Origin of the sequence: Bradyrhizobium jicamae (genome assembly GCF_001440395.1) — a bacterium.
GTDB classification, from domain to species: Bacteria; Pseudomonadota; Alphaproteobacteria; order Rhizobiales; family Xanthobacteraceae; genus Bradyrhizobium; species Bradyrhizobium jicamae.
Window position 1 is genome coordinate 19855 of record NZ_LLXZ01000039.1, and the last position, 20300, is coordinate 40154.

At 62.5% G+C, this 20300-nt stretch carries 18 protein-coding genes; 9 read left to right on the forward strand and 9 right to left on the reverse strand.

Features of this window, described 5'->3' with window-relative positions; translation table 11 throughout:
- Positions 1-199: 199 nt before the first annotated feature.
- A complete protein-coding gene (gene secB / locus CQ12_RS06385; protein WP_057834498.1) occupies positions 200-688 on the forward strand; it encodes a protein-export chaperone SecB in 489 nt (162 codons plus the stop codon).
- Positions 689-700: 12 nt separating this feature from the next.
- Here the strand turns inward: secB and dnaQ are convergent, their stop codons facing one another.
- Genes dnaQ through CQ12_RS06405 form a run of 4 tightly spaced genes read right to left on the reverse strand, consistent with a single transcriptional unit; the run spans position 701 to position 3510 of the window.
- Positions 701-1402 (reverse strand): DNA polymerase III subunit epsilon, encoded by a 702-nt coding sequence (gene dnaQ / locus CQ12_RS06390; RefSeq protein WP_057834499.1) that lies wholly within the window; start codon positions 1400-1402, stop codon positions 701-703.
- Between the two features lie 30 nt (positions 1403-1432).
- Positions 1433-2032: a dephospho-CoA kinase gene (coaE, locus tag CQ12_RS06395; RefSeq protein ID WP_057834500.1), complete on the reverse strand. Its 600-nt coding sequence runs from the start codon at positions 2030-2032 to the stop codon at positions 1433-1435.
- 19 nt (positions 2033-2051) lie between these two features.
- Positions 2052-2660 carry a Maf family protein gene (locus tag CQ12_RS06400; RefSeq protein WP_057834501.1) on the reverse strand — a complete coding sequence of 203 codons (609 nt, stop codon included), beginning with the start codon at positions 2658-2660 and terminating at the stop codon, positions 2052-2054.
- 10 nt (positions 2661-2670) lie between these two features.
- Entirely contained in the window at positions 2671-3510 is an 840-nt protein-coding gene (locus tag CQ12_RS06405; RefSeq protein ID WP_057834502.1) for a pyruvate, water dikinase regulatory protein, read from the reverse strand.
- Positions 3511-3962: 452 nt separating this feature from the next.
- On the opposite strand from CQ12_RS06405, the gene hemJ reads away from it, so the two are divergent.
- The 7 genes from hemJ (at position 3963) to CQ12_RS06440 (ending at position 12276) form a co-directional block, all read left to right on the forward strand.
- A complete protein-coding gene (gene hemJ, locus CQ12_RS06410; protein WP_057834503.1) occupies positions 3963-4409 on the forward strand; it encodes a protoporphyrinogen oxidase HemJ in 447 nt (148 codons plus the stop codon).
- A gap of 257 nt (positions 4410-4666) precedes the next feature.
- Positions 4667-5932, forward strand: coding sequence for a transcription termination factor Rho (gene rho / locus CQ12_RS06415; RefSeq protein WP_057834504.1), 1266 nt, complete (start codon positions 4667-4669; stop codon positions 5930-5932).
- 286 nt (positions 5933-6218) lie between these two features.
- A complete protein-coding gene (gene mnmE / locus CQ12_RS06420; RefSeq protein ID WP_057834505.1) occupies positions 6219-7547 on the forward strand; it encodes a tRNA uridine-5-carboxymethylaminomethyl(34) synthesis GTPase MnmE in 1329 nt (442 codons plus the stop codon).
- A 129-nt stretch (positions 7548-7676) separates the two neighbouring features.
- The gene (mnmG, locus tag CQ12_RS06425; protein ID WP_057834506.1) at positions 7677-9560 is read left to right on the forward strand and encodes a tRNA uridine-5-carboxymethylaminomethyl(34) synthesis enzyme MnmG; all 1884 of its coding nucleotides are present in this window, start codon (positions 7677-7679) and stop codon (positions 9558-9560) included.
- A gap of 134 nt (positions 9561-9694) precedes the next feature.
- Positions 9695-10393: a 16S rRNA (guanine(527)-N(7))-methyltransferase RsmG gene (rsmG, locus tag CQ12_RS06430; RefSeq protein ID WP_057834507.1), complete on the forward strand. Its 699-nt coding sequence runs from the start codon at positions 9695-9697 to the stop codon at positions 10391-10393.
- A complete protein-coding gene (locus tag CQ12_RS06435; protein ID WP_057834508.1) occupies positions 10390-11238 on the forward strand; it encodes a ParA family protein in 849 nt (282 codons plus the stop codon). Before rsmG ends, CQ12_RS06435 begins: the two co-directional genes overlap by 4 nt.
- Positions 11239-11394: 156 nt before the next feature.
- Positions 11395-12276 (forward strand): ParB/RepB/Spo0J family partition protein, encoded by an 882-nt coding sequence (locus tag CQ12_RS06440; protein ID WP_057834541.1) that lies wholly within the window; start codon positions 11395-11397, stop codon positions 12274-12276.
- Between the two features lie 320 nt (positions 12277-12596).
- Here the strand turns inward: CQ12_RS06440 and holA are convergent, their stop codons facing one another.
- From holA to CQ12_RS06465, 4 genes are all read right to left on the reverse strand, one after another.
- Positions 12597-13625 carry a DNA polymerase III subunit delta gene (holA, locus tag CQ12_RS06450; RefSeq protein ID WP_057834509.1) on the reverse strand — a complete coding sequence of 343 codons (1029 nt, stop codon included), beginning with the start codon at positions 13623-13625 and terminating at the stop codon, positions 12597-12599.
- 6 nt (positions 13626-13631) lie between these two features.
- The gene (lptE, locus tag CQ12_RS06455) at positions 13632-14183 is read right to left on the reverse strand and encodes an LPS assembly lipoprotein LptE (protein ID WP_057834510.1); all 552 of its coding nucleotides are present in this window, start codon (positions 14181-14183) and stop codon (positions 13632-13634) included.
- Entirely contained in the window at positions 14170-16794 is a 2625-nt protein-coding gene (gene leuS, locus CQ12_RS06460) for a leucine--tRNA ligase (protein WP_057834511.1), read from the reverse strand. The genes lptE and leuS overlap by 14 nt, the downstream gene beginning before the upstream one ends.
- 131 nt (positions 16795-16925) lie before the next feature.
- On the reverse strand, positions 16926-18617 hold the full coding sequence (locus CQ12_RS06465) for a sensor domain-containing diguanylate cyclase (RefSeq protein WP_057834512.1): 1692 nt from the start codon (positions 18615-18617) through the stop codon (positions 16926-16928).
- A 116-nt stretch (positions 18618-18733) separates the two neighbouring features.
- On the opposite strand from CQ12_RS06465, the gene CQ12_RS06470 reads away from it, so the two are divergent.
- Positions 18734-19411, forward strand: a complete 678-nt coding sequence (locus CQ12_RS06470; RefSeq protein ID WP_198164084.1) for a YggS family pyridoxal phosphate-dependent enzyme — start codon at positions 18734-18736, stop codon at positions 19409-19411.
- 101 nt (positions 19412-19512) lie between these two features.
- On the opposite strand, the gene CQ12_RS06475 is transcribed toward CQ12_RS06470, so the two are convergent.
- Entirely contained in the window at positions 19513-20298 is a 786-nt protein-coding gene (locus CQ12_RS06475) for a 2-keto-4-pentenoate hydratase (RefSeq protein WP_057834514.1), read from the reverse strand.
- Positions 20299-20300: the final 2 nt, after the last annotated feature.

Genomic DNA, 20300 nt, shown 5'->3' on the forward strand with positions numbered 1-20300 from the left:
CATATTCAATAATTTAGGTTGCGTATTGGCCCTTCGGTGGAGAGGTATTAGGCATATCCGCCACAATTGGCGGTCGGGCAACGCAACTGCCGGACCGTCGTCCTTGTGGAACGAGCCGGGGCTATGATAGCCACTCGCCCGGAAAACGCATTCCAGACGAACCCGGGCCGCGCTCGCAAGCGCTTCAGGAGAGATTTTCATGACCAACGGCAACGGCGCGCCTTCCGAGCAGGCCCCTCCCCAGCTCAATGTGCTGGCCCAGTACACCAAGGACCTGTCGTTCGAGAATCCGAACGCGCCCTCCTCGCTTGCTCCGCAGCAGCAGCAGCCGGCGATCAACATCCAGATCAACGTCGGGGCGAACAATCTCGCGCAGAACGAGTTCGAGGTGACCCTCTCGATCGAGGGCAAGGCTGAAAATGGCGGCAAGGTGATGTTCAGCTTCGAACTCGCCTATGCGGGCGTGTTCCGCATCGTCAACGTGCCGCAGGAACAGCTTCATCCGCTGGTCATGATCGAATGCCCGCGGCTGTTGTTCCCGTTTGCGCGCGAGATCATCGCAACCGCCGTGCGCGACGGTGGCTTCCCGCCCCTGATGCTCGATCCCGTCGATTTCGTCGGCCTGTACCGCCAGAACATGGAGCGGCAGGCTGCGGCGCAGGTCGCTTCCGGCGCGAAGCCGAGCTAAGGCAACGGCGGCTTAGACCGCTGCCGGCAGAAAATCGTTCCAGATCGGCTTGTCGCCCAAGGTGGCGACAAAGGCGCGATGGGCCTCGCGGTCCGCGTCGGTGATTCGCGGCGAAAGCGGTACGTCGCGCTGCCGGCGTGGCGTGTCGCCCGGTCCGCTGGTAATCGTGACGCGGGTTTCCGACGCCAGAATCAGCTGCGACTGCCGCGCGCCGATCAGGTCGATATAGACCTCGGCCAGGAGTTCGGCGTCCAGCAGCGCGCCGTGCTTGGTGCGGCGGGAATTGTCGATCGAATAGCGCGAGCAGAGATCGTCCAGCCGGTTCGACACGCCCGGATGCTTGCGGCGCGCCAGCAGCAGCGTATCGACCAGCCGCTCGCGCAAGATCGGCTGCCGCTTGATGCGGTCGAGCTCGGCGTTGATGAAGCTGACGTCGAACGAGGCGTTGTGGATGACAAGCGGCGCGTCGCCGATGAATTCCAGGAACTCCTCGACCACTTCGGTGAATAGCGGCTTGCTGGCGAGGAACTCGGTGGACAGGCCGTGCACGTTAAATGCTTCCGCCGGCATGTCGCGCTCGGGATTGATATAGCGGTGAAACGTCTGCCCCGTCGGCATGCGGTTGAAGATTTCGATGCAGCCGATCTCGACGAGCCGGTCACCGCGCAGCGGGTCGAGGCCTGTGGTTTCGGTATCAAGAACGATTTCACGCATGGATTTCGGGAACCGTAGCTTAGAGGCGAATCAAACTCGCCGCTGCGGCATCTTAACGACCTCGATCAGAATGTCGCGGATGGCGGTCCGCACCGGGTCCAGTCCATGCGAGGTATCCACCACGAAATCCGCCCGTTTGCGTTTTTCGGCGTCGGGCAATTGCCGCGCCAGAATGGCATCGAGCGCCTCATTGGTCATGGTGCCGCGCGCCAAAATTCGTTCGCGCTGGGTCGCTGCATCGGTAGAGACAACGACGACGGCATCGACGCGTTTCTCGCCGCCGGTTTCGAACAAGAGCGGAATATCCATCACCACCACCGGCGCGCCGGCGCGTTCGGCCTCGTCGAGGAATTTCTTGCGGGACGCACCGAGCATCGGATGAACGATTCCCTCGAGCTGCTTGATGGCGGCAGGGTCGTGCACCACCTTGGCGGACAATTTGGCGCGATCGACCTTGCCGTCGACCGTCGTGCCGGGAAATGCCGCCTCGATCGCCGGCGCCGCCTCGCCTTCGTAGATTTTGTGAACCGCGGCATCGGCGTCGTAAACCGGCACGCCAGCCTCGACGAACAGCTTTGCGGTGGTGGATTTTCCCATCCCGATCGAGCCGGTCAGTCCGAGAATACGCATTCAGATCGCCGTTTCCGTTCTAGACATTGAGCAGGCCCTCGCCGCGCAGGAACGCCAGCAACGGCAGCAGCGGCAGGCCGAGGATGGTGAAATGATCGCCCTCGATGCGTTCGAACAGATGCACGCCCAGACCTTCGAGCTGATAGGCGCCGACACTGGTCGTGACCGCGTCGCCCGCCTGATCAAGATAGTTTTCGATCTCACTGTCGCTCAAACGCCGCATCGTCATGCTGGCAACGCTGACATCGCAAAACCCTATCTTGCCGTCGCGGGCAACCGCAACGGCGGAGTGCAACTCATGGGTCTGGCCGGCAAGCACGCGCAATTGATCGGCCGCCTGTGCGCGGCCGGCCGGCTTGCTGAACAACCGGCTTCCCAAAGCCAGCGTCTGATCGGCGCCGACGACGTGGCGGCCGGGATTTTTTGATGACACGAACTGCGCCTTTTCGCGCGCCAGCAGGCCCGCAATCTCGCCAGGCGACGAAAGGCCGGAATTGGTCTGCAGCGCGCGCTCGTCGATATCGGCGGGAACGGCCTTGAAGGGAATGCCGGCGTTGGCGAGCAGCGTTTGCCGTGCACGGCTTTGCGAAGCCAGAATCAGCAGATCTTTTTCGCGCCAGATGGTCATCGTATCAGCTTCATTCCGGCAGCCGCTGTCGCTGTCGATCGGTGAACAGTTTTAGCACCGCGGCGGCGGTTTCCTCGATCGAGCGCCGTGTCACGTCGAGCTGGGCCCAACTGAATTTGGCGCTCAGCTTCCGCGCATAGGCAACTTCGTCGGCCACGGACTGACGATCGATGTAATCATCGTTGGGCGTATCCGCCCCCATGCTCAATAGTCGATTTTGCCGGACCTGGATCAGCCGCTCCGGCGTGGCATGGAGGCTGACGACCAGCGGCTTTTTCAACGTCTCCAACTGGTGCGGCAGCGGAATGCCCGGCACCAGCGGCACGTTCGCGGTACGGACGCCGCGGTTGGCGAGATAGATCGAGGTCGGCGTCTTCGAGGTGCGGGACACGCCGACCAGAACCACGTCGGCCTCCTCCAGGCCTTCGACGTGCTGCCCGTCGTCATGCATCATGGTGTAGTTCAAGGCATCGATGCGCTTGAAATATTCCGCGTTCAGAACGTGCTGGGCGCCTACCCTGCCCGTCGTTGCCGCGCCGAGATACGCTTCGAACAGTTGCATCACCGGGCCGATGATGGAGAGGCTCGGGATATTGATGTCCCTGCACTTGGCTTCCAGCCGGCCGACCAGATCTTTTTCAAGAAGCGTAAAGAGTACGATGCCCGGCGCCTCCTCGATCTCGTCGAGCACGCGATCGAGCTGCTTCTGGCTGCGCACTAGCGGATAGACATGTTCGACCGCCGTTACGTTGGCGTATTGCGCAGCGACCGCGCGCGCCACCGTGATCAGCGTCTCGCCGGTGGAATCCGACACCAGATGAAGATGAAAATAGTTGCCGGTCGTGGGCACCAGAACCCCTGTGTATTCCTGTGAATCCTGTGGAGCTTAACCGAGATGTCGGACCCTGCGTGATCGCCTCAGGGATAACCCTCGGTTTCTTCACAGGGCCTCACGCGAGGACAAGTCCACCGCCTCGCGGCAATGATAGTGAGAAGATGTGGATTTGTCTCTTCATAAGCTGGCCACAAAACATCGCAAGCGATTGATGCCAGTGGCGTTATCCGGACGACCGCGTGCCTGGCCAAAATTGGTGACGGATGTGAACAAGCCGCGCAAAAATGCGGGACGGTTTTGTGTGAGTCCAAATCACCGTCACTTAGACTCAAACCTAAGATTCTAAAATTATTAGTTTAGGGAAGCGGAGCTTTGCGGATATGTCTTCCGTCCCCGGCTTGCAGAGCTTCTTCGCAACGCCGGGATGATCCGAACGTTCCAGCGTGAGCAAGGTCGGGGCGACTGCAATGTACGAGTTCACCATCCTCACGGCGTATCCCTGGATCAAGGCGCTGCATGTGATCGCCGTGATCTCGTGGATGGCCGGCATGCTCTATCTGCCGCGGCTGTTCGTCTATCACTGCGAGGCCGAGGTCGGATCGAAGCAGTCCGAGACCTTCAAGGTGATGGAACGGCGACTGCTGAAGCTGATCATCAATCCCGCGATGATCGTCACCTGGCTGGCCGGGCTTTATCTGGTCTGGAGTGGGGATTGGTACAGGTACGGCTGGTTTCACGCCAAACTGACGTTGGTGCTCATCCTGTCCGGCGTCCACGGATTTTTTACCCGATGGGTCAAGGATTTCGCCGCCGACCGAAATACCAGAAGTCAGAAATTCTATCGTATTATCAATGAGGTGCCGACCGTCCTCATGATTTTCATAGTCATCCTGGTGGTCGTGAAGCCGTTCTAGGAGGCGATTTCGAAGGTTCGGCCGTTTCTCACCTGCTTGCGAAGCGGCAGCCGATTTTCTATATTATCGAAATCCCACCCCACGCAGGCGGATGTGGCTGCGTTCCGGCTCCTTCATTGGACCGGCCGCCGCATCAGGTTTGAAGCCTCACCGGCGCTTTCCTTGCTTAGACCTGCGGACCTTCCCTTTTTCGTGTCCGCTTTTTCCTAAAGCCACCTCGCACCCCTTCTCAAAAGATACTCCACAGGACCACCCCAATGCGGGAAATGAAACTCCAAGACCTCAAATCGAAAACGCCGGCCGAGCTCGTCACGTTCGCCGAAGAGAGCGGGGTCGAAAATGCCAGCACCATGCGCAAGCAGGAGCTGATGTTCGCCATTCTCAAGCAGCTCGCGATTCAGGAAATCGATATTATCGGCGAAGGCGTCGTCGAGGTTCTCTCCGACGGCTTCGGCTTCCTGCGCTCGCCCGACGCCAACTACCTGCCCGGCCCCGACGACATCTATGTCTCGCCATCGCAGATCCGCCGCTTCGGTCTTCGCACCGGCGACACCATCGAAGGCCACATCCGCAGCCCGAAGGAAGGCGAACGCTATTTCGCGCTGCTCAAGGTCAACACGCTCAATTTTGAAGATCCGGAAAAGTCCAAGCACAAGGTCAATTTCGACAATTTGACGCCGCTGTTTCCGGACCAGCGTTTCCGCCTCGAACTCGAAGACCCCACGCGGAAAGACCTTTCTGCAAGGGTGATCGACATCGTTGCGCCGATCGGCAAAGGCCAGCGCGCGCTGATCGTGGCGCCGCCGCGCACCGGCAAGACGGTGCTGATGCAGAACATCGCGCACTCGATCACCGCCAATCATCCTGAATGCTATTTGATCGTGCTCCTGATCGACGAGCGTCCGGAAGAAGTCACGGATATGCAGCGCTCGGTGAAGGGCGAGGTGGTGTCGTCGACCTTCGACGAACCCGCCGTGCGTCACGTCCAGGTCGCCGAGATGGTGATCGAGAAAGCCAAACGCCTGGTCGAACACGGCCGCGACGTCGTGATCCTGCTCGACTCGATCACGCGTCTGGGTCGCGCCTACAACACCGTGGTGCCGTCGTCCGGCAAGGTGCTGACCGGCGGTGTCGACGCCAACGCGCTGCAGCGGCCGAAACGTTTCTTCGGTGCGGCACGCAACATCGAGGAGGGCGGTTCGCTGACGATCATCGCGACCGCGCTGGTCGATACCGGCAGCCGCATGGACGAAGTCATCTTCGAAGAGTTCAAGGGCACCGGTAACTCCGAACTGATCCTCGACCGCAAGGTCTCGGACAAGCGGACCTTCCCGGCGATCGACATTTCGCGCTCGGGCACCCGCAAGGAAGAGCTGATCACCGATCCGCAACTCCTGAAGAAGATGTACGTGCTGCGCCGGATCCTCAATCCGATGGGCACGATGGACGCGATCGACTTCCTGCTCGACAAGCTCCGCAACACCAAGAACAACTCGGAGTTCTTCGATTCCATGAATACCTGAGCCGGCAAACCGGGCTAAGGGGAGGGCGCCTCGCACCGCGGGGCGCCCTTTTTCATGCTCTGATCGGCGCTGCAGCGCGGGAAAACCGCTCTTAGTGATTGGTTAACCATATAACGTATTGAATTTTTTATAACTTATTTCGCCTTGGCGGTCGGGGCAGGGGTCTCTTCAGATTTTGCAGCATTTTCGACCGCGTCTTTTCACGACTGGCCGGCGATACGGCCAGCACGTTCCGGCCTGGAATTGAATCGCGTTGCCTTTTCAAAACCGCCCGCACAAATAGGCCATGCATCCGCGGGATCAGACCATCTTTGCATTGTCGTCGGGCCGGCCACCGAGTGCGATTGCCTTGGTCCGCGTCTCGGGTCCGCAAGCCGGAGAGGTCGTGACGGTCCTGGCCGGCAGATTGCCGCCGCCGCGAATGGCGACCCGCGCCCTGCTTCGGGATGTCGGCCAGCGGCCGATCGACGATGCCGTGGTGTTTTGGTTTCCAGGTCCAGCCAGCGCGACCGGTGAGGACGTCGCCGAGTTTCACATTCATGGCGGGCGAGCGGTGCTGTCCGCTTTGTTCGCGGCGCTGTCCGCCTTCGCTGATGTTCGCACCGCCGAGCCCGGCGAATTTACGCGGCGCGCTTTCGAGAACGGCAAGCTCGACCTCACCGAAGCCGAAGGCCTCGACGATCTGATCCACGCCGACACCGATCGGCAGCGGCACCAGGCGCTGCGCCAGTTGAAGGGACTGCTTGGCGACCGGGCGCGCGACTGGCGTGTGCGGATCATCGAGGCATCTGCCTTGATCGAGGCCGGCATCGATTTCTCTGATGAGGGCGATGTGCCGGCGGAGTTGATCGCGCCGGCGCTGGCAAAGGTCAAAGCGCTGCTGTCCGAGATCGAGGACGTGCTGGCGGGGCAGGGGCGGAGCGAGCGGCTTCGCGATGGCCTCGTCGTCGCGATCGCCGGCCCGCCGAATGTCGGCAAGTCGACGCTGATGAATCAGCTCGCACGCCGCGAGGTCGCGATCGTGTCGCCGCATGCCGGCACCACGCGCGACGTCATCGAGGTGCAGCTCGATCTCGACGGCTATCCGGTGACGGTGATCGACACCGCCGGCATTCGCGAGACCGACGACCCGGTGGAGCAGGAGGGTGTTCGCCGCGCCCGCGCCCGCGCGGCGGATGCGGATCTCGTGCTGTGGCTCTCGGACTCTCCGCAGGCGGCGATTCATCACGACGGGAGCGCACCAATCTGGAAGGTGCGAAACAAGATCGATCTCGGGGAGGCGGGTCGGCCATTGGCCGAGCCGGGGCAGGCCAGTTTCCAGATTTCGGCGAGCCGGGGAGATGGCGTGCCGGAGCTGATCAATGCTCTCGTCGGGTTCGCCCAGAATTACTTTGGCGGCAGCGAGAGCGGGCTGATCGGCCGGACCCGGCAACGGAAGCTATTGGAAGATGTGGTCGCCGCATTGCGCCGTTGTCTCGCGGTGGTCGGGCAGGGCGAAGAACTGGCGGCAGAAGAACTGCGCTCAGCCGGCCATTCGTTGGGCCGGCTATTGGGCCGCGTGGATGTCGAGGACATCCTGGACGTTATCTTCCGGGAATTCTGCGTAGGTAAGTGACGTTTGCTTACCTTTCGCTAACCATGTTTCACGTGAAACAGGACGAGCCGTCCGCGCGGTGTTTCACGTGAAACACTTTCCTCAAACTTCTGCTTTCGGGTCTGTCAACTCCGCGATAGAAGTCCCGACATGATCTCCCAGGCAGACTCCTTCGACGTCATCGTCATCGGTGGCGGCCATGCCGGTTGCGAGGCCGCGAGCGCGGCTGCGCGGATGGGTGCGAAGACGGCGCTGGTGACTCACCGTTTTGCGACTATCGGCGCGATGTCCTGCAATCCCGCCATAGGTGGTCTCGGCAAGGGCCATCTGGTCCGCGAGGTCGATGCCTTGGACGGTCTGATGGGTCGCGTAGCCGATGCCGGGGGCATCCAGTTTCGGATGCTGAACCGCCGGAAAGGTCCGGCAGTCCGCGGTCCGCGCGCCCAGGCGGACCGCAAGCTTTACGCCGCCGCCATGCAGACCGTGATCCGGGAGACGGCCAATCTCAGCGTGATCGAAGGCGAGGCGGACGAGCTGATCGTTTCGAACGGCCGGGTGAGGGGCGTTCGACTCGGGGACGGGCGCGAGCTTGCGGCCGGTGCAGTCGTTATTACGACGGGCACTTTCCTGCGGGGTCTCATCCATCTCGGTGAAAAGAACTGGCCCGCCGGCCGCGTCGGAGAGGCACCAGCGATGGGGCTTTCGGCGTCCTTCGAGCGTGCCGGGTTTACACTGGGACGGTTGAAGACCGGCACGCCGCCCCGGCTCGATGGCACGTCTATCGACTGGTCCGCCGTGGAGATGCAGCCCGGAGATGATCCGCCGGAGCCGTTCTCCGTCATGACCGACCGGATCACGACGCCGCAGATCCAGTGCGGCATCACCCGGACGACGCCGGCCACCCATGAGGTGATCCGGGCCAATGTCCATCGCTCCCCGATGTATTCCGGCCAGATCAAGAGCAGCGGTCCGCGCTACTGTCCCTCGATCGAGGACAAGATCGTCCGCTTCGGCGATCGTGACGGCCACCAGATCTTCCTGGAGCCCGAAGGGCTCGACGACGCCACCGTCTATCCCAACGGCATCTCGACCTCGCTGCCGGAAGAGGTCCAGCTCGCGATCCTCGCGACCATTCCCGGACTTGGGCGGGTCAAGATGGTCCGGCCGGGCTATGCCATCGAATACGACCACGTCGATCCGCGGGAGCTGGAGCCGACGCTGCAGACCAGGCGTTTGCCGGGTCTCTTCCTGGCCGGGCAGATCAACGGCACCACCGGATATGAAGAGGCAGCGGCGCAGGGGATCGTTGCCGGCCTGAACGCTGCGCTGATGGCGGGTGGTGCTGATCCGATCGTGTTCGATCGCGCCGACGGCTATCTCGGGGTGATGATCGATGACCTCGTGACCCGAGGGATCACCGAGCCGTACCGGATGTTTACCTCGCGGGCGGAGTATCGTCTGACCCTTCGCGCCGACAATGCCGACCAGCGCCTGACGGACAAGGGCATTGCTCTGGGCTGCGTCGGGCAGGCGCGTTCTGAGCGCCATCGCGAGAAGATGGCTGCGCTGGAAGCCGCCAAGGCGTTGGCCAAGTCATTGGCCATCACCCCCAACGAGGCGGCCAAGCACGGCCTCGCCCTCAACCGCGACGGCCATCGCCGATCGGCATTCGAGCTGCTGGCCTATCCGGACGTCGAGTGGACGACCCTGCGCGGTATCTGGCCGGAGCTCTCCGCCATCGATCCGTCGATCGCCGTGCATCTCGAGATCGACGCTAAATACGACGTCTATCTCAAGCGCCAGACCGCCGACGTTGATGCATTCCGACGCGACGAGGGCTTGGTCCTGACCGGCATCGACTATGCCGATGTGCCGGGCCTTTCGAACGAGGCGCGGTCAAAGCTTCAGGCGGCACAGCCACGCACCGTGGGGCAGGCGGGTCGACTCGACGGTTTGACGCCGGCGGCGCTTGGAATCCTGGCGGCCTATCTCCGTCGTGAGGCGCGACGGAAGAGCGCGAAGACGACAGCTTAAGAATCTGTTTCACGTGAAACACTGATGTAGGATGGGTGGAGCGAAGCGATACCCATCATCTTCCGCACGCCAGCGATTGATGGATATCGCTGCGCTCCACCCATCCTACGATCAAGCCGCCCGTCGGGACCGCCATGGCGAAAGCCGCCACTCACCCCCTCTCCCCAGTCTTGCCGTCCGACAAGGCCACTGGCCTAGCTCTCACCCCCGTTTCATCCGAAACGGAGGCGCGGCTCGATCGCTATGTCGCCCTGCTTCTGGAGTGGCAGGCCAAAACGAATCTCGTGGCGCCCTCCACGCTTCCGAATCTCTGGACACGGCACATCTCCGATTCGCTGCAGCTTTTGAGTCTGGCTCCATCGGCCAAGACCTGGGTCGATCTCGGCAGCGGCGGCGGTTTTCCTGGCGTGGTGCTGGCCTGCGCATTGGCGGAAACGCCGGGCGCGAATGTTCACCTGGTCGAGCGGAACGCCAAAAAAGCGGCCTTCCTGCGCGAGGCAGTGCGCATAACTTCAGCGTCTGCGATCGTGCATTTGGCGGGAATCGGGGATATTGTGGATAGAATTGGAAGCCGCGTTGATTGCGTCACTGCGCGGGCGCTGGCTCCATTACATCAGCTTGTCGGTTTCGCGGAGCCGTTTGTGAGCAGCGGCGCGAAAGCGTTGTTTCTCAAAGGCCAAGATGTAGAGGCTGAATTGACCGAAGCCACTAAATATTGGAATATTCAACCGCGACTCCATTCCAGCCGCACGGGCGGGCACGGCTGGATCGTCGAACTCGATCGGATCGAGCGGCGCAACCCCTCCGCGATCACACATGGCGATCGGGCATGAGCGAATTAGACCAGTTATATCAAGAAGATAGAGACCAAACCCCACCGCCCCATCCCCGCATCCTGTCGCTCGCGAATCAGAAGGGCGGCGTGGGCAAAACGACCACGGCGATCAATCTCGGCACCGCGCTCGCGGCAATCGGCGAGCGCGTCCTGATTGTCGACCTCGATCCGCAGGGGAACGCCTCTACCGGTCTCGGCATCGATCGCCGCAACCGCAGCTGCTCGACCTATGACGTGCTGATCGGCGAAGCGCCGCTGCGTGATGCGGTGGTTGCCACCGCGGTGCCGCGGCTGCACATCGCCTCCTCGACCATGGATCTGTCGGGCCTCGAGCTCGAACTCGGCACCACGCCCGGCCGCGCCTTCCGCCTGCGCGATGCGATCGCCGCGCTGAACAAGAACGCCGCACCTGATACCGATTACACCTATGTGCTGATCGATTGCCCGCCGTCGCTGAACCTTCTCACGGTCAACGCGATGGCGGCGTCGGATGCGATCCTGGTGCCGCTGCAGTGCGAGTTCTTCGCCCTCGAAGGTCTGTCGCAATTGCTGCAGACGGTGGAGCAGGTGCGCTCGACGCTCAATCCGAACCTGTCGATCCACGGCATCGTGCTGACCATGTTCGACTCGCGCAACAACCTGTCGAACCAGGTGGTCGCCGACGTCAGGCAGTTCATGGGCGGCAAGGTCTATGACACCATGATCCCGCGCAACGTGCGCATCTCCGAGGCGCCGTCCTACGGCAAGCCGGTGCTGGTCTACGATCTCAAATGTGTCGGCAGCGAAGCCTATCTGAAGCTGGCAACGGAAGTGATCCAGCGCGAGCGCGAGCTGAGGCATTAGAGGGAAACGTAGAAACCGTAGGGTGGGCAAAGGCGTCTTCGCCGTGCCCACCATATCTGTCGCGAAAATCGGTGGGCACGCTTCGCTTTGCCCACCCTACAAGCAATCGAATTCAGTTCCGGAGTAGCTTAAGTGAATCCTAGGGAGTTGGCGGCGATGGCCGACAAAACAGGTTCGCGACTGGGCCGTGGCCTCGCAAGTCTGATCGGGGATGTCGGTGGCGAGGCCGCGCACGCCGAACGGCCACGCAACCAGCGCAAGGTGCCGATCGAGTTTTTGAAACCGAATCCGCGCAACCCGCGCCGGACCTTTTCCGATACCGAACTTGGCGAGCTGGCCAGCTCGGTCAAGCAACACGGCGTGATCCAGCCGATCGTCGTGCGCCCGGTGAAGGGCGCGCAGGACCGCTACGAGATCATCGCCGGCGAACGGCGCTGGCGCGCCGCGCAACTCGCCAGCCTGCACGAGGTGCCGATCGTCCCCATTGAAGTCAGCGACTCTGACGCGCTCGAGATCATGATCATCGAGAACGTGCAGCGTGAAGACCTCAATGCGATGGAAGAGGCGCAAGGCTATCACGCGCTGGCCGACGAATTCAAACGCAGCCAGGAAGACATCGCCAAGGAAGTCGGCAAGAGCCGCAGCCATGTCGCCAACATGATGCGGCTGACGAAATTGCCGACGGAAGTGCAGGCCCTTATCTCAAGCGGCGAATTGTCGGCCGGTCACGCCCGTGCGCTGATCGGCGTGCCCGATCCGCTGGCCGCCGCCAAGCGCATCGTCGCCGAAGGCCTCAACGTCCGGCAGACCGAGGCGCTGGCGCATGAAGAGGGCGTGCCGGAACGCAAGCCGCAGAAGGCGAGGGGCGGCGGCGGCAAGACCAAAGATCCGGATACGGTCGCGCTGGAGAAGCGCGTCAGCGATGCGCTCGGCCTCACCGTGACCGTCAACCACCGCGACCCCGGCGGCTCCGTCCAGATCAGCTACCGCAACCTCGAACAGCTCGACGAGGTGATGCGGCGGCTGGAGAAGAGCTAAGCCGGGCCCACCTTACTTTGCATGGGGTTGTTTTCGCGATTTTGCTTCCGGCGGCTCCGTACGCCGGGAGATAGATTGCTTCGGCGCGCTCGCAATGGCGGCAGCCCCGGGAACGAAGAGCGCCCGCCTCGTTAGCGGAATTCAGCGACGACCTCGATCTCGCCGACGATGGCATCGTTGAAGGCAGCCATTTCTTCTGCAGGAATCCAGTACTCCAAATGCGCGGAGCCGCCGGCTTGCTGAACGCTGTAATTTTCCAGGAATCGGTCGGTCCTACCGGACGCCAAAGCGTTACGACGTCCTTGGTCCCATCCGACATCCTACCCCCGCCGCTTCGCGTTCGCCGCGATCGAGAGCAGCGTCCTCAGCCCGATGGCTGACGCCAGCGAGGCCTGCTTGCGCATGTCGAGGGCGGCAGTCCCGAGCTGATCGATGATGCCGGCCAGTCGCGCCGGGCTGAAATTACGCAGCGCGATTTCGACGGCGCCCTTGCGCGAAAAGTGCAGGCGCGGATAGCCGCTTTCCAGCAGGGTCGAGACCGGCGTGCCCTCCGCGACCGCAAGCGCCGATTTGTGCAGCCAGGCCGCCTGGCGCTGCGCGGCGGAAATGATCACGCCGGGATAGGTGCCGGCGACCATGGCCTTGGCAAATTCGCTCTCGACCAGGTCCGGCTTGCCGGCAAAGGCGCCGTCCACGATCGGGTCGAGTTTCAGCTCGGAGGCGTCGGAGACGACGGTCATGACATCGTCGAGCGCGATCTCGCCCTTGCCGTGGGAATAGAGCGCGAGCTTGCGCAGTTCATTGCGCGAGGCCTGGCGGTCACCGCCGAGCAGCGACATCAGCACGGCGCGGGCGTCAGTGGCGATGCGCAAATTGGATGTCCGCAATTCCTCGTCGATCAATCTCGCGAGGTCGCGCTCGGTGTCGGGATAGCAGGCGATGGCAACCGCAGTCTTGGCGCGCTCGCAGGCCTTGCGCAGTGGCGATTCCGGCCGCAGCTCGCCGGCCTCGATCACGATGCGGCAATCCTTCACCGCCGAATCGGCCAGCGTGTCGACGCCGCTGGCAAAGCTGCGGGAGCCGGCGCGTACGCGGATCGCGCGCCGGCCGCCGAACATCGGGATCGTCATGGCTTCATCAACCAGCCGCGATGGCTCGGCCGCGAGCTCGTCGCCGTCGAGCCGCACCAGCGAAAAGGGATCGTTGGGGTCATCGACGGCCGACGCAATCAACGCATCGGCGCGCTCGCGCACCAGACCGGCGTCGGGACCGTAAAGCAGGATGATCGGACGGCCGGCATCAGGCCGGGCGAGAAAAGCGTCGATGTCTTTTCCGCGGAGCGCGACCAATGGCGGTCAGGTGCCGGCGACGAAGAACGACGCCAGCCGGGTCTGGATGTTTTCCGCGATCTCGTTGGCGGCGCGATCCTCGGCGTCGCGGAAGGCGCGGGCACGAGCGAATCGCTGCAGATTGCCCGGAATGTCATAGGACACGCGGGAGAAGGTCGTCCCGGTCATGACCGACTTGTTGGTGGTGAGATCGATCAAATTGTACTGCGCGTCGATGCCGTAGTTTTCGCTCGAGGGCAGGGCCGTGTTGGGATCGATCATTAGCGAGTTGCGGGTGGTGGTGAAACGCAGCACCAGCCGATGGGTCGGCGGCATGCCGGTGGCGTTGCCGTAGAGTTTGAACGCCAGCGCGTTGCGGATCTCCACCTGGATTCGCGCTTCACGCGAGGCGTTCGGCTTATCGACCGGCGGAACTTCCACGCCCATCAGCTTTTCGCGCAAGCCGGGCGTGCCGTCGGTACGTTCGGCATACATCGGCTGGAAGCAGCCGGCCGTGAGCGCCGCCAGAGCGGCGACGGCGATGAGCCGAACGGCGATCCGGGTCTTAGCCAACGACATTCACGATCCTCATGGGAACTACGATTATCTTGCGGACGGCCTTGCCGCCGAGAGCGAGTTTTACCGCATCGAGCGCCAAAACGGCAGCCTCAATTTCCGGATTTTGGGCGACCCGTGGCACGGTAACATCACCCCGCTTCTTGCCGTTGACCTGGACCACCAGCGTCACGGTGTCTTCAACCAACAAATCGCGTTCGATTTGGGGCCAGTTGGCCTCCGAAATCAGCCCCTGCTGGCCCAGAACCTGCCAGCACTCCTCGGCCAGATGGGGCATCATGGGCGCGATGAGCTGAACCAGGATGGTCGCGGCTTCGCGCACCGCCCAGGCGGTGTCGGGGCCAAGCTTGCCCTCACGGCCCAGCACCTCGGCGAGCGCATTGGTGAATTCGCGGATGTGGGCGAGGCAGACATTGAAATGCAGACGTTCAATACCTGATGACACCTTGTCCAGTGCGCCATGGGCCGCCTTGCGCAGCGCCAGCGCCTCGGGACCGAACGCAGCCGGTCGGCTGCCGGGGGCCGATTTGGCGATTTCGGCGGATTCGTTCACCAGTCGCCACAGCCGCTGCACGAAACGCGAGGCGCCCTGCACGCGCTCGTCGCTCCAGATCACGTCGCGGTCGGGTGGCGAGTCTGACAGCATGAACCAGCGCGCAACGTCGGCGCCATAGGTCGCGATGATGTCGTCGGGGTCGACCGTGTTCTTCTTCGACTTCGACATCTTTTCGATCGGGCCGATTGTCACCGGTTCGTCGCCATAGATCATGGTGGCGAGCCGTTCGCCGCCGACGATTTCGACCTTCACCTCGGCCGGCGTGACATAGGTGCCGTCCGCCTTCTGATAGGTCTCGTGCACCACCATGCCCTGCGTGAACATGCCGGCGAACGGCTCGTCCATGTTGATATGGCCGGTCGCCTTCATCGCACGGGTGAAGAAGCGGCTGTAGAGCAGATGCAGGATCGCGTGCTCGACGCCGCCGATATACTGGTCGACCGGCATCATCCGGTTGGCGACCGCGGGTGTGGTCGGCGCCTTCTCGTTCCAGGGATCCGTGAAGCGCGCAAAATACCAGGACGAATCCACGAAGGTGTCCATGGTGTCGGTTTCGCGTTGAGCTTTGCCGCCGCATTTCGGGCAGGCGACATGCTTCCAGGTCGGGTGATGATCGAGCGCGTTGCCGGGCTTGTCGAAGGTTGCATCCTCCGGCAGCGTCACCGGCAACTGGTCGTCCGGCACCGACACCACGTCGCACTTCGGGCAATGGATGACCGGGATCGGGCAGCCCCAATAGCGCTGGCGTGAAATGCCCCAATCGCGCAGGCGGAAATTCACCTGGCGCTCGCCGACCGGCGCGTTGCCGCGCATCTCCGATTCCAGCCGTTTTGCGATCTCTTCCTTGGCCGCGTCGATGGTCATTCCATCGAGGAAGCGGGAATTGATCATGCGGCCGTCGCCGTCATAGGCGGTGTCCGTGATGACGAAGCTCTTCGGGTCCTGCCCCTCGGGACAGACCACCGGCGTGACGCCGAGATTGTACTTGTTGACGAAGTCGAGGTCGCGCTGGTCGTGGCCCGGACAGCCGAAGATGGCGCCGGTGCCGTACTCCATCAGCACGAAGTTCGCGACATAGACCGGCAGCTTCCAGTTCGGATCGAACGGGTGAACGGCCTTGATGCCGGTATCAAAGCCCTGCTTCTCGGCGGTGTCGATGATTTCCTGCGCGGTGCCGATCTTCTTGATGTCGGCGATGAAATCGGCAAGCTTCGGATTCTTCGCCGCCGCGGCTATCGCCAGCGGATGGTCGGCCGAGATCGCCATGAACTTTGCGCCGAACAGCGTGTCCGGCCGCGTCGTGAAGATCTTGAGTTCGGTTTCGTCCGCAGGTGTCGTGGCAGGGTCCAGCGCGAAGCGGATCAGCAGGCCTTCGGAGCGGCCGATCCAGTTGCGTTGCATCAGCCGCACCTTGTCGGGCCAGCGGTCCAGCCCGTCGAGTGCGTCCAGCAGTTCTTGCGAGTACTTCGTGATCTTGAAGACCCACTGGCTCATCTCGCGCTGTTCGACGATCGCGCCTGAGCGCCAGCCGCGGCCGTCGATCACCTGCTCGTTGGCGAGCACGGTCATGTCGACCGGATCCCAGTTGAGCTTGCGCTTCTCGCGTTCGGCCAGGCCGGCGCGCAGCATGTCCAAAAACATCTTCTGCTGATGCTTGTAATAGCTGGGGTCGCAGGTTGCGAACTCGCGTGACCAGTCGAGCGACAGCCCGATCGACCGCAACTGCTTCTTCATCGCGGCGATGTTGTCGTAGGTCCACGCCTTCGGCGCGACCTTGCGCTCGATGGCGGCATTCTCCGCCGGCAGGCCGAACGCGTCCCAGCCCATCGGGTGCAGCACGTTAAAGCCCTTGGCGCGCATGAACCGCGCCAGCACGTCGCCCAGCGTGTAGTTCCGGACATGCCCGATATGGATGCGCCCGGACGGGTAGGGGAACATCTCAAGCACGTAGTATTTCGGCCGCGGATCGTCGTTTTTCGAGGCGAAGATCGCCTTTTCGTCCCACTGGCGCTGCCAGCGAGGCTCGGAATCACGGGCGTTGTAACGTTCGGAGGTCATGGAATCGCTAGCGCTTTTTGTGGATTCGGGTCCCGTCCAGAGGACGGCGGACTAGGCCACAAAAGCAGCTGCGGGGTCAACGGGTTGGGAGGGCGGGAACGGCCATTTGACCGATGAGGTCGAGCGTCCGCTCACCCCGCCATCGCCATACCGGCCTCATCCACCAACCGGGCAAAGCCGTGCTCGACCACGGTATTTCGCCCGCGGTGCTTGGCGGCGTAGAGGGCGGCGTCCGCGGCTTCGATCAGGTCGCCGGGGCTTTGCGTGTCGCTCGGCAACGTGGCGGCGACGCCGACGCTGACGGTGACCATCCCGAAGTTGGAGGTGATGTGCGGCAGGCCGAGGCCCTGAACCGTGGCGCGCACGGTTTCGCCGACCTCGAGCGCCTTTTGCGGGCTGGTGTTCGGCAGCAGCAGGCAGAATTCCTCGCCGCCATAGCGGCCGGCAAAGCCCATGGTGTCGGCGGCGATGCCCGCCAGCGTTTCGCCGATCCGGGTCAGGCAGGCGTCGCCTTCCGGGTGGCCATAGGTGTCGTTGTAGAGCTTGAAATGATCGACATCGATCATCAGGAGCGACAGCTCGCTATGATATTGCTGCGCCTTCATCCATTCGAAATCGAGCCGGCTCTGGAATCCGCGGCGGTTGGCGAGGCCCGACAGCATGTCCATCGAGGCCATCACGGTGAGCCGGTCGTTGGTTGCGACCAGCTCGCGCTCGCGCTGGCTGAGCTGGGCCGCCATCGCGTTGAAGGCGCGCGCCAGCGGCATGAATTCCGAGGGCAGGCGGCTGCGCGAGACGCGGGCCGTCGAGTCGCCTTCGCCGAACCGCTTGGCCATGCCGGTCATGACTTCAATCGGATTGATGATGAGTTTTTCGGCGCCGATCAGCGCGCCGAGCAGCACGAACAGGCAGACGAACCCAAGTTGCAGGTAGGCGGTGCGGATCTCGCGATTGATCACCGCCGTCACTTTGGCCTCGTCGACGCTGACGATCAGGCGCGCCTGCGTCCCGGGAATGCGCGCGAAACTGATGGCGCGCTTGGAGCCGTCCATCGTGGTGAAGGAAAGCGACCCCGTATCGGAGTTGGAGCTGAGCGCCTTGTAGGTGATGGCCGACAACAGCGGCACGTTGTCGAGTGGTTGGCCGATCGCGCTGGCCTGATCCGGCGGTGCCGCCAGCACGACGCCGGTACTATCGATCAGCAGCGCCGAAATGCCCGGCTTTCCGCCGAGGTTGGCCATGATCTTCGACAGCCAGTCTATATTGATGCCTGCGACCGCAACCGAATCTTCCTCCGGATTGATCGCGGCGACCGGATAGGCCGCCATCATGATCGGCCGGTTGTTGGTCTTGCCGAACAGATAATCGCTGAAAACGAAATCGCGGGTCTCCTGCGCCTTCTTGAAATATTCACGATCAGCGATGTTGAGGCCGACCTGAATGTTCAGGGTCGAGCACTGCACCGTGCCCTGCTTGCTCACCAGCATGATACTGCGGATCCAGGGCAGGTTGGCGGGCAGGCTGGCGCGCAAGATTTCGCAACTGCGCCCGATGCCGCTGGAGGCGCGGATATAGGCCGCCGATTTCAGCATGGTCTCGACGGAGGAGATTACCTCGCGCTGGGTCTCGGCGCTGTGATGGGTGATGTTGGCGTATTCTTCCGAAGCCGTGGCGATCTGCCTGGCGCGGGTGTCTTCAAGCGAGCGGACGCGCTCCAGCATCAAGGGCGCCACCAGCAGCACGGCCAGCATCGCAAGCCGCGCCCGGATTCCGAACAGCTTCTTGAGCTTGACCCGCTTGCGGTTGAAAGTAACGCCAGACATCCTGCCCCCCGACGCCACAGGGTAAAGCGAAGGGTTCAAAAAGCCTTTCCCGAACTTGGTAAAATTCGAGGAAATGCCGTAAAATCTCCTCGCCGGAACACGACAAGATGAGAGAGATGACGACGCCACTAACCAAGTCTTTACCAATCGGTCTGGCCCAGGTGGAGCAGGACATTGCGCGCGCGTGCAAGGAAGCGCGCCGCGAGCGTGCATCGGTGACGCTGATCGCGGTGTCGAAGACATTTGATGCCGCGGCGATTTCGCCGGTTATCGATGCTGGACAGCGCGTGTTCGGCGAAAACCGCGTGCAGGAGGCCAAGGGGAAATGGCCGGCGCTGGTGTCGTCCCATCCCGGGATTGCGTTGCATCTGATCGGGCCGCTGCAGTCCAACAAGGCGAAGGAGGCCGTGGCGCTGTTCGACGCCATCCATTCGGTCGACCGCCCCACCATCTGCGAAGCTTTGGCCAAGGAAATCAATTCGCAGAACAAACGGCCGGAATTGTTCGTTCAGATCAACACTGGCGAGGAACCGCAAAAGGCCGGCATCGCGCCCGGCGAGGCCGATGCCTTTATCGCGACTTGCCGCGACAAGTATGGCCTGGTCATTTCCGGCCTGATGTGCATCCCGCCGGTCAACGACGCGCCGGCGCCGCATTTCGCGCTGACGGCCAAGATCGCGGCGCGCAACGGGCTGAAGAATCTGTCGATGGGCATGAGCGCCGATTTCGCGGTCGCGATCCAGATGGGCGCGACGCATGTGCGGGTGGGCTCGGCGATTTTCGGGGCGCGGTAGATTTCCGTCATTGCGAGCGAAGCGAAGCAATCCATCTCTCCACGCAAAGGAAGAATGGATTGCTTCGTCGCAGTCGCTCCTCGCAATGACGGCGAGAGAATTTACGCGAATCCCACCGACACTTTCCCAAGCGCACCAAAATCAACCGCGAAAAAATCGCCCGATTGAATCGGCAGCGGTGGATGGCAGGTGCCTGTCGTGACAACACGGCCGGCCTTCAGCGTCACTCCAAGCTGGCGCAGTTCGTTGGCGAGCCAAGTCAAAGCTATCCGGGGATCGCCCAGTACGTTCTTGCCGTGGCCGACGAATTTTTCGCCGCGCATGGTCATGACCGGCCGTTCCTCGACGAGGTCCATCGAGCGCCAATCGGCCGTTGCGGCAGGCCCTAGCACGAACAGATGCGCGCAGGCGTTGTCGGCGATGAGCTGCGCTTCGCCGGCAGCGACGAAATCGGCAAAGCGCGAGTCGGGAATCTCGATCGCAGGATGCAGCGTGTCGACCGCATCGAGCACCTGCTGGACCGTATAGGGTGTCGGTCGCGCCGGCAGATCGACGCGCATGCGAAAGGCGAATTCGGGTTCGGCGACACGCATTTCGTTGCCTGCCATCGAAGCCGTTCCGCCATCGGGAATGACGGTCTCGGCCAGGATGCGCCCAGCCATCGGCCCGTCGACGTTGATATGTTTTTGTCCGGCTTCGCTGGTGGCCGCGATCTTCCAGCCGAACAGACTTTCGGACGAGTATCTTTCGATCGCCGCCTGAATCGCGTAGCCCTCAATCCGGTCGCGCGGCTGCAGCGAGGCGTCGAGGCCGGATAATTTGGTGCCGGCGCGCCAGCGGTCGTGCAACGTCTTTGACGCGGCTTCTATCGCGTGTCTGTCGAGCATCG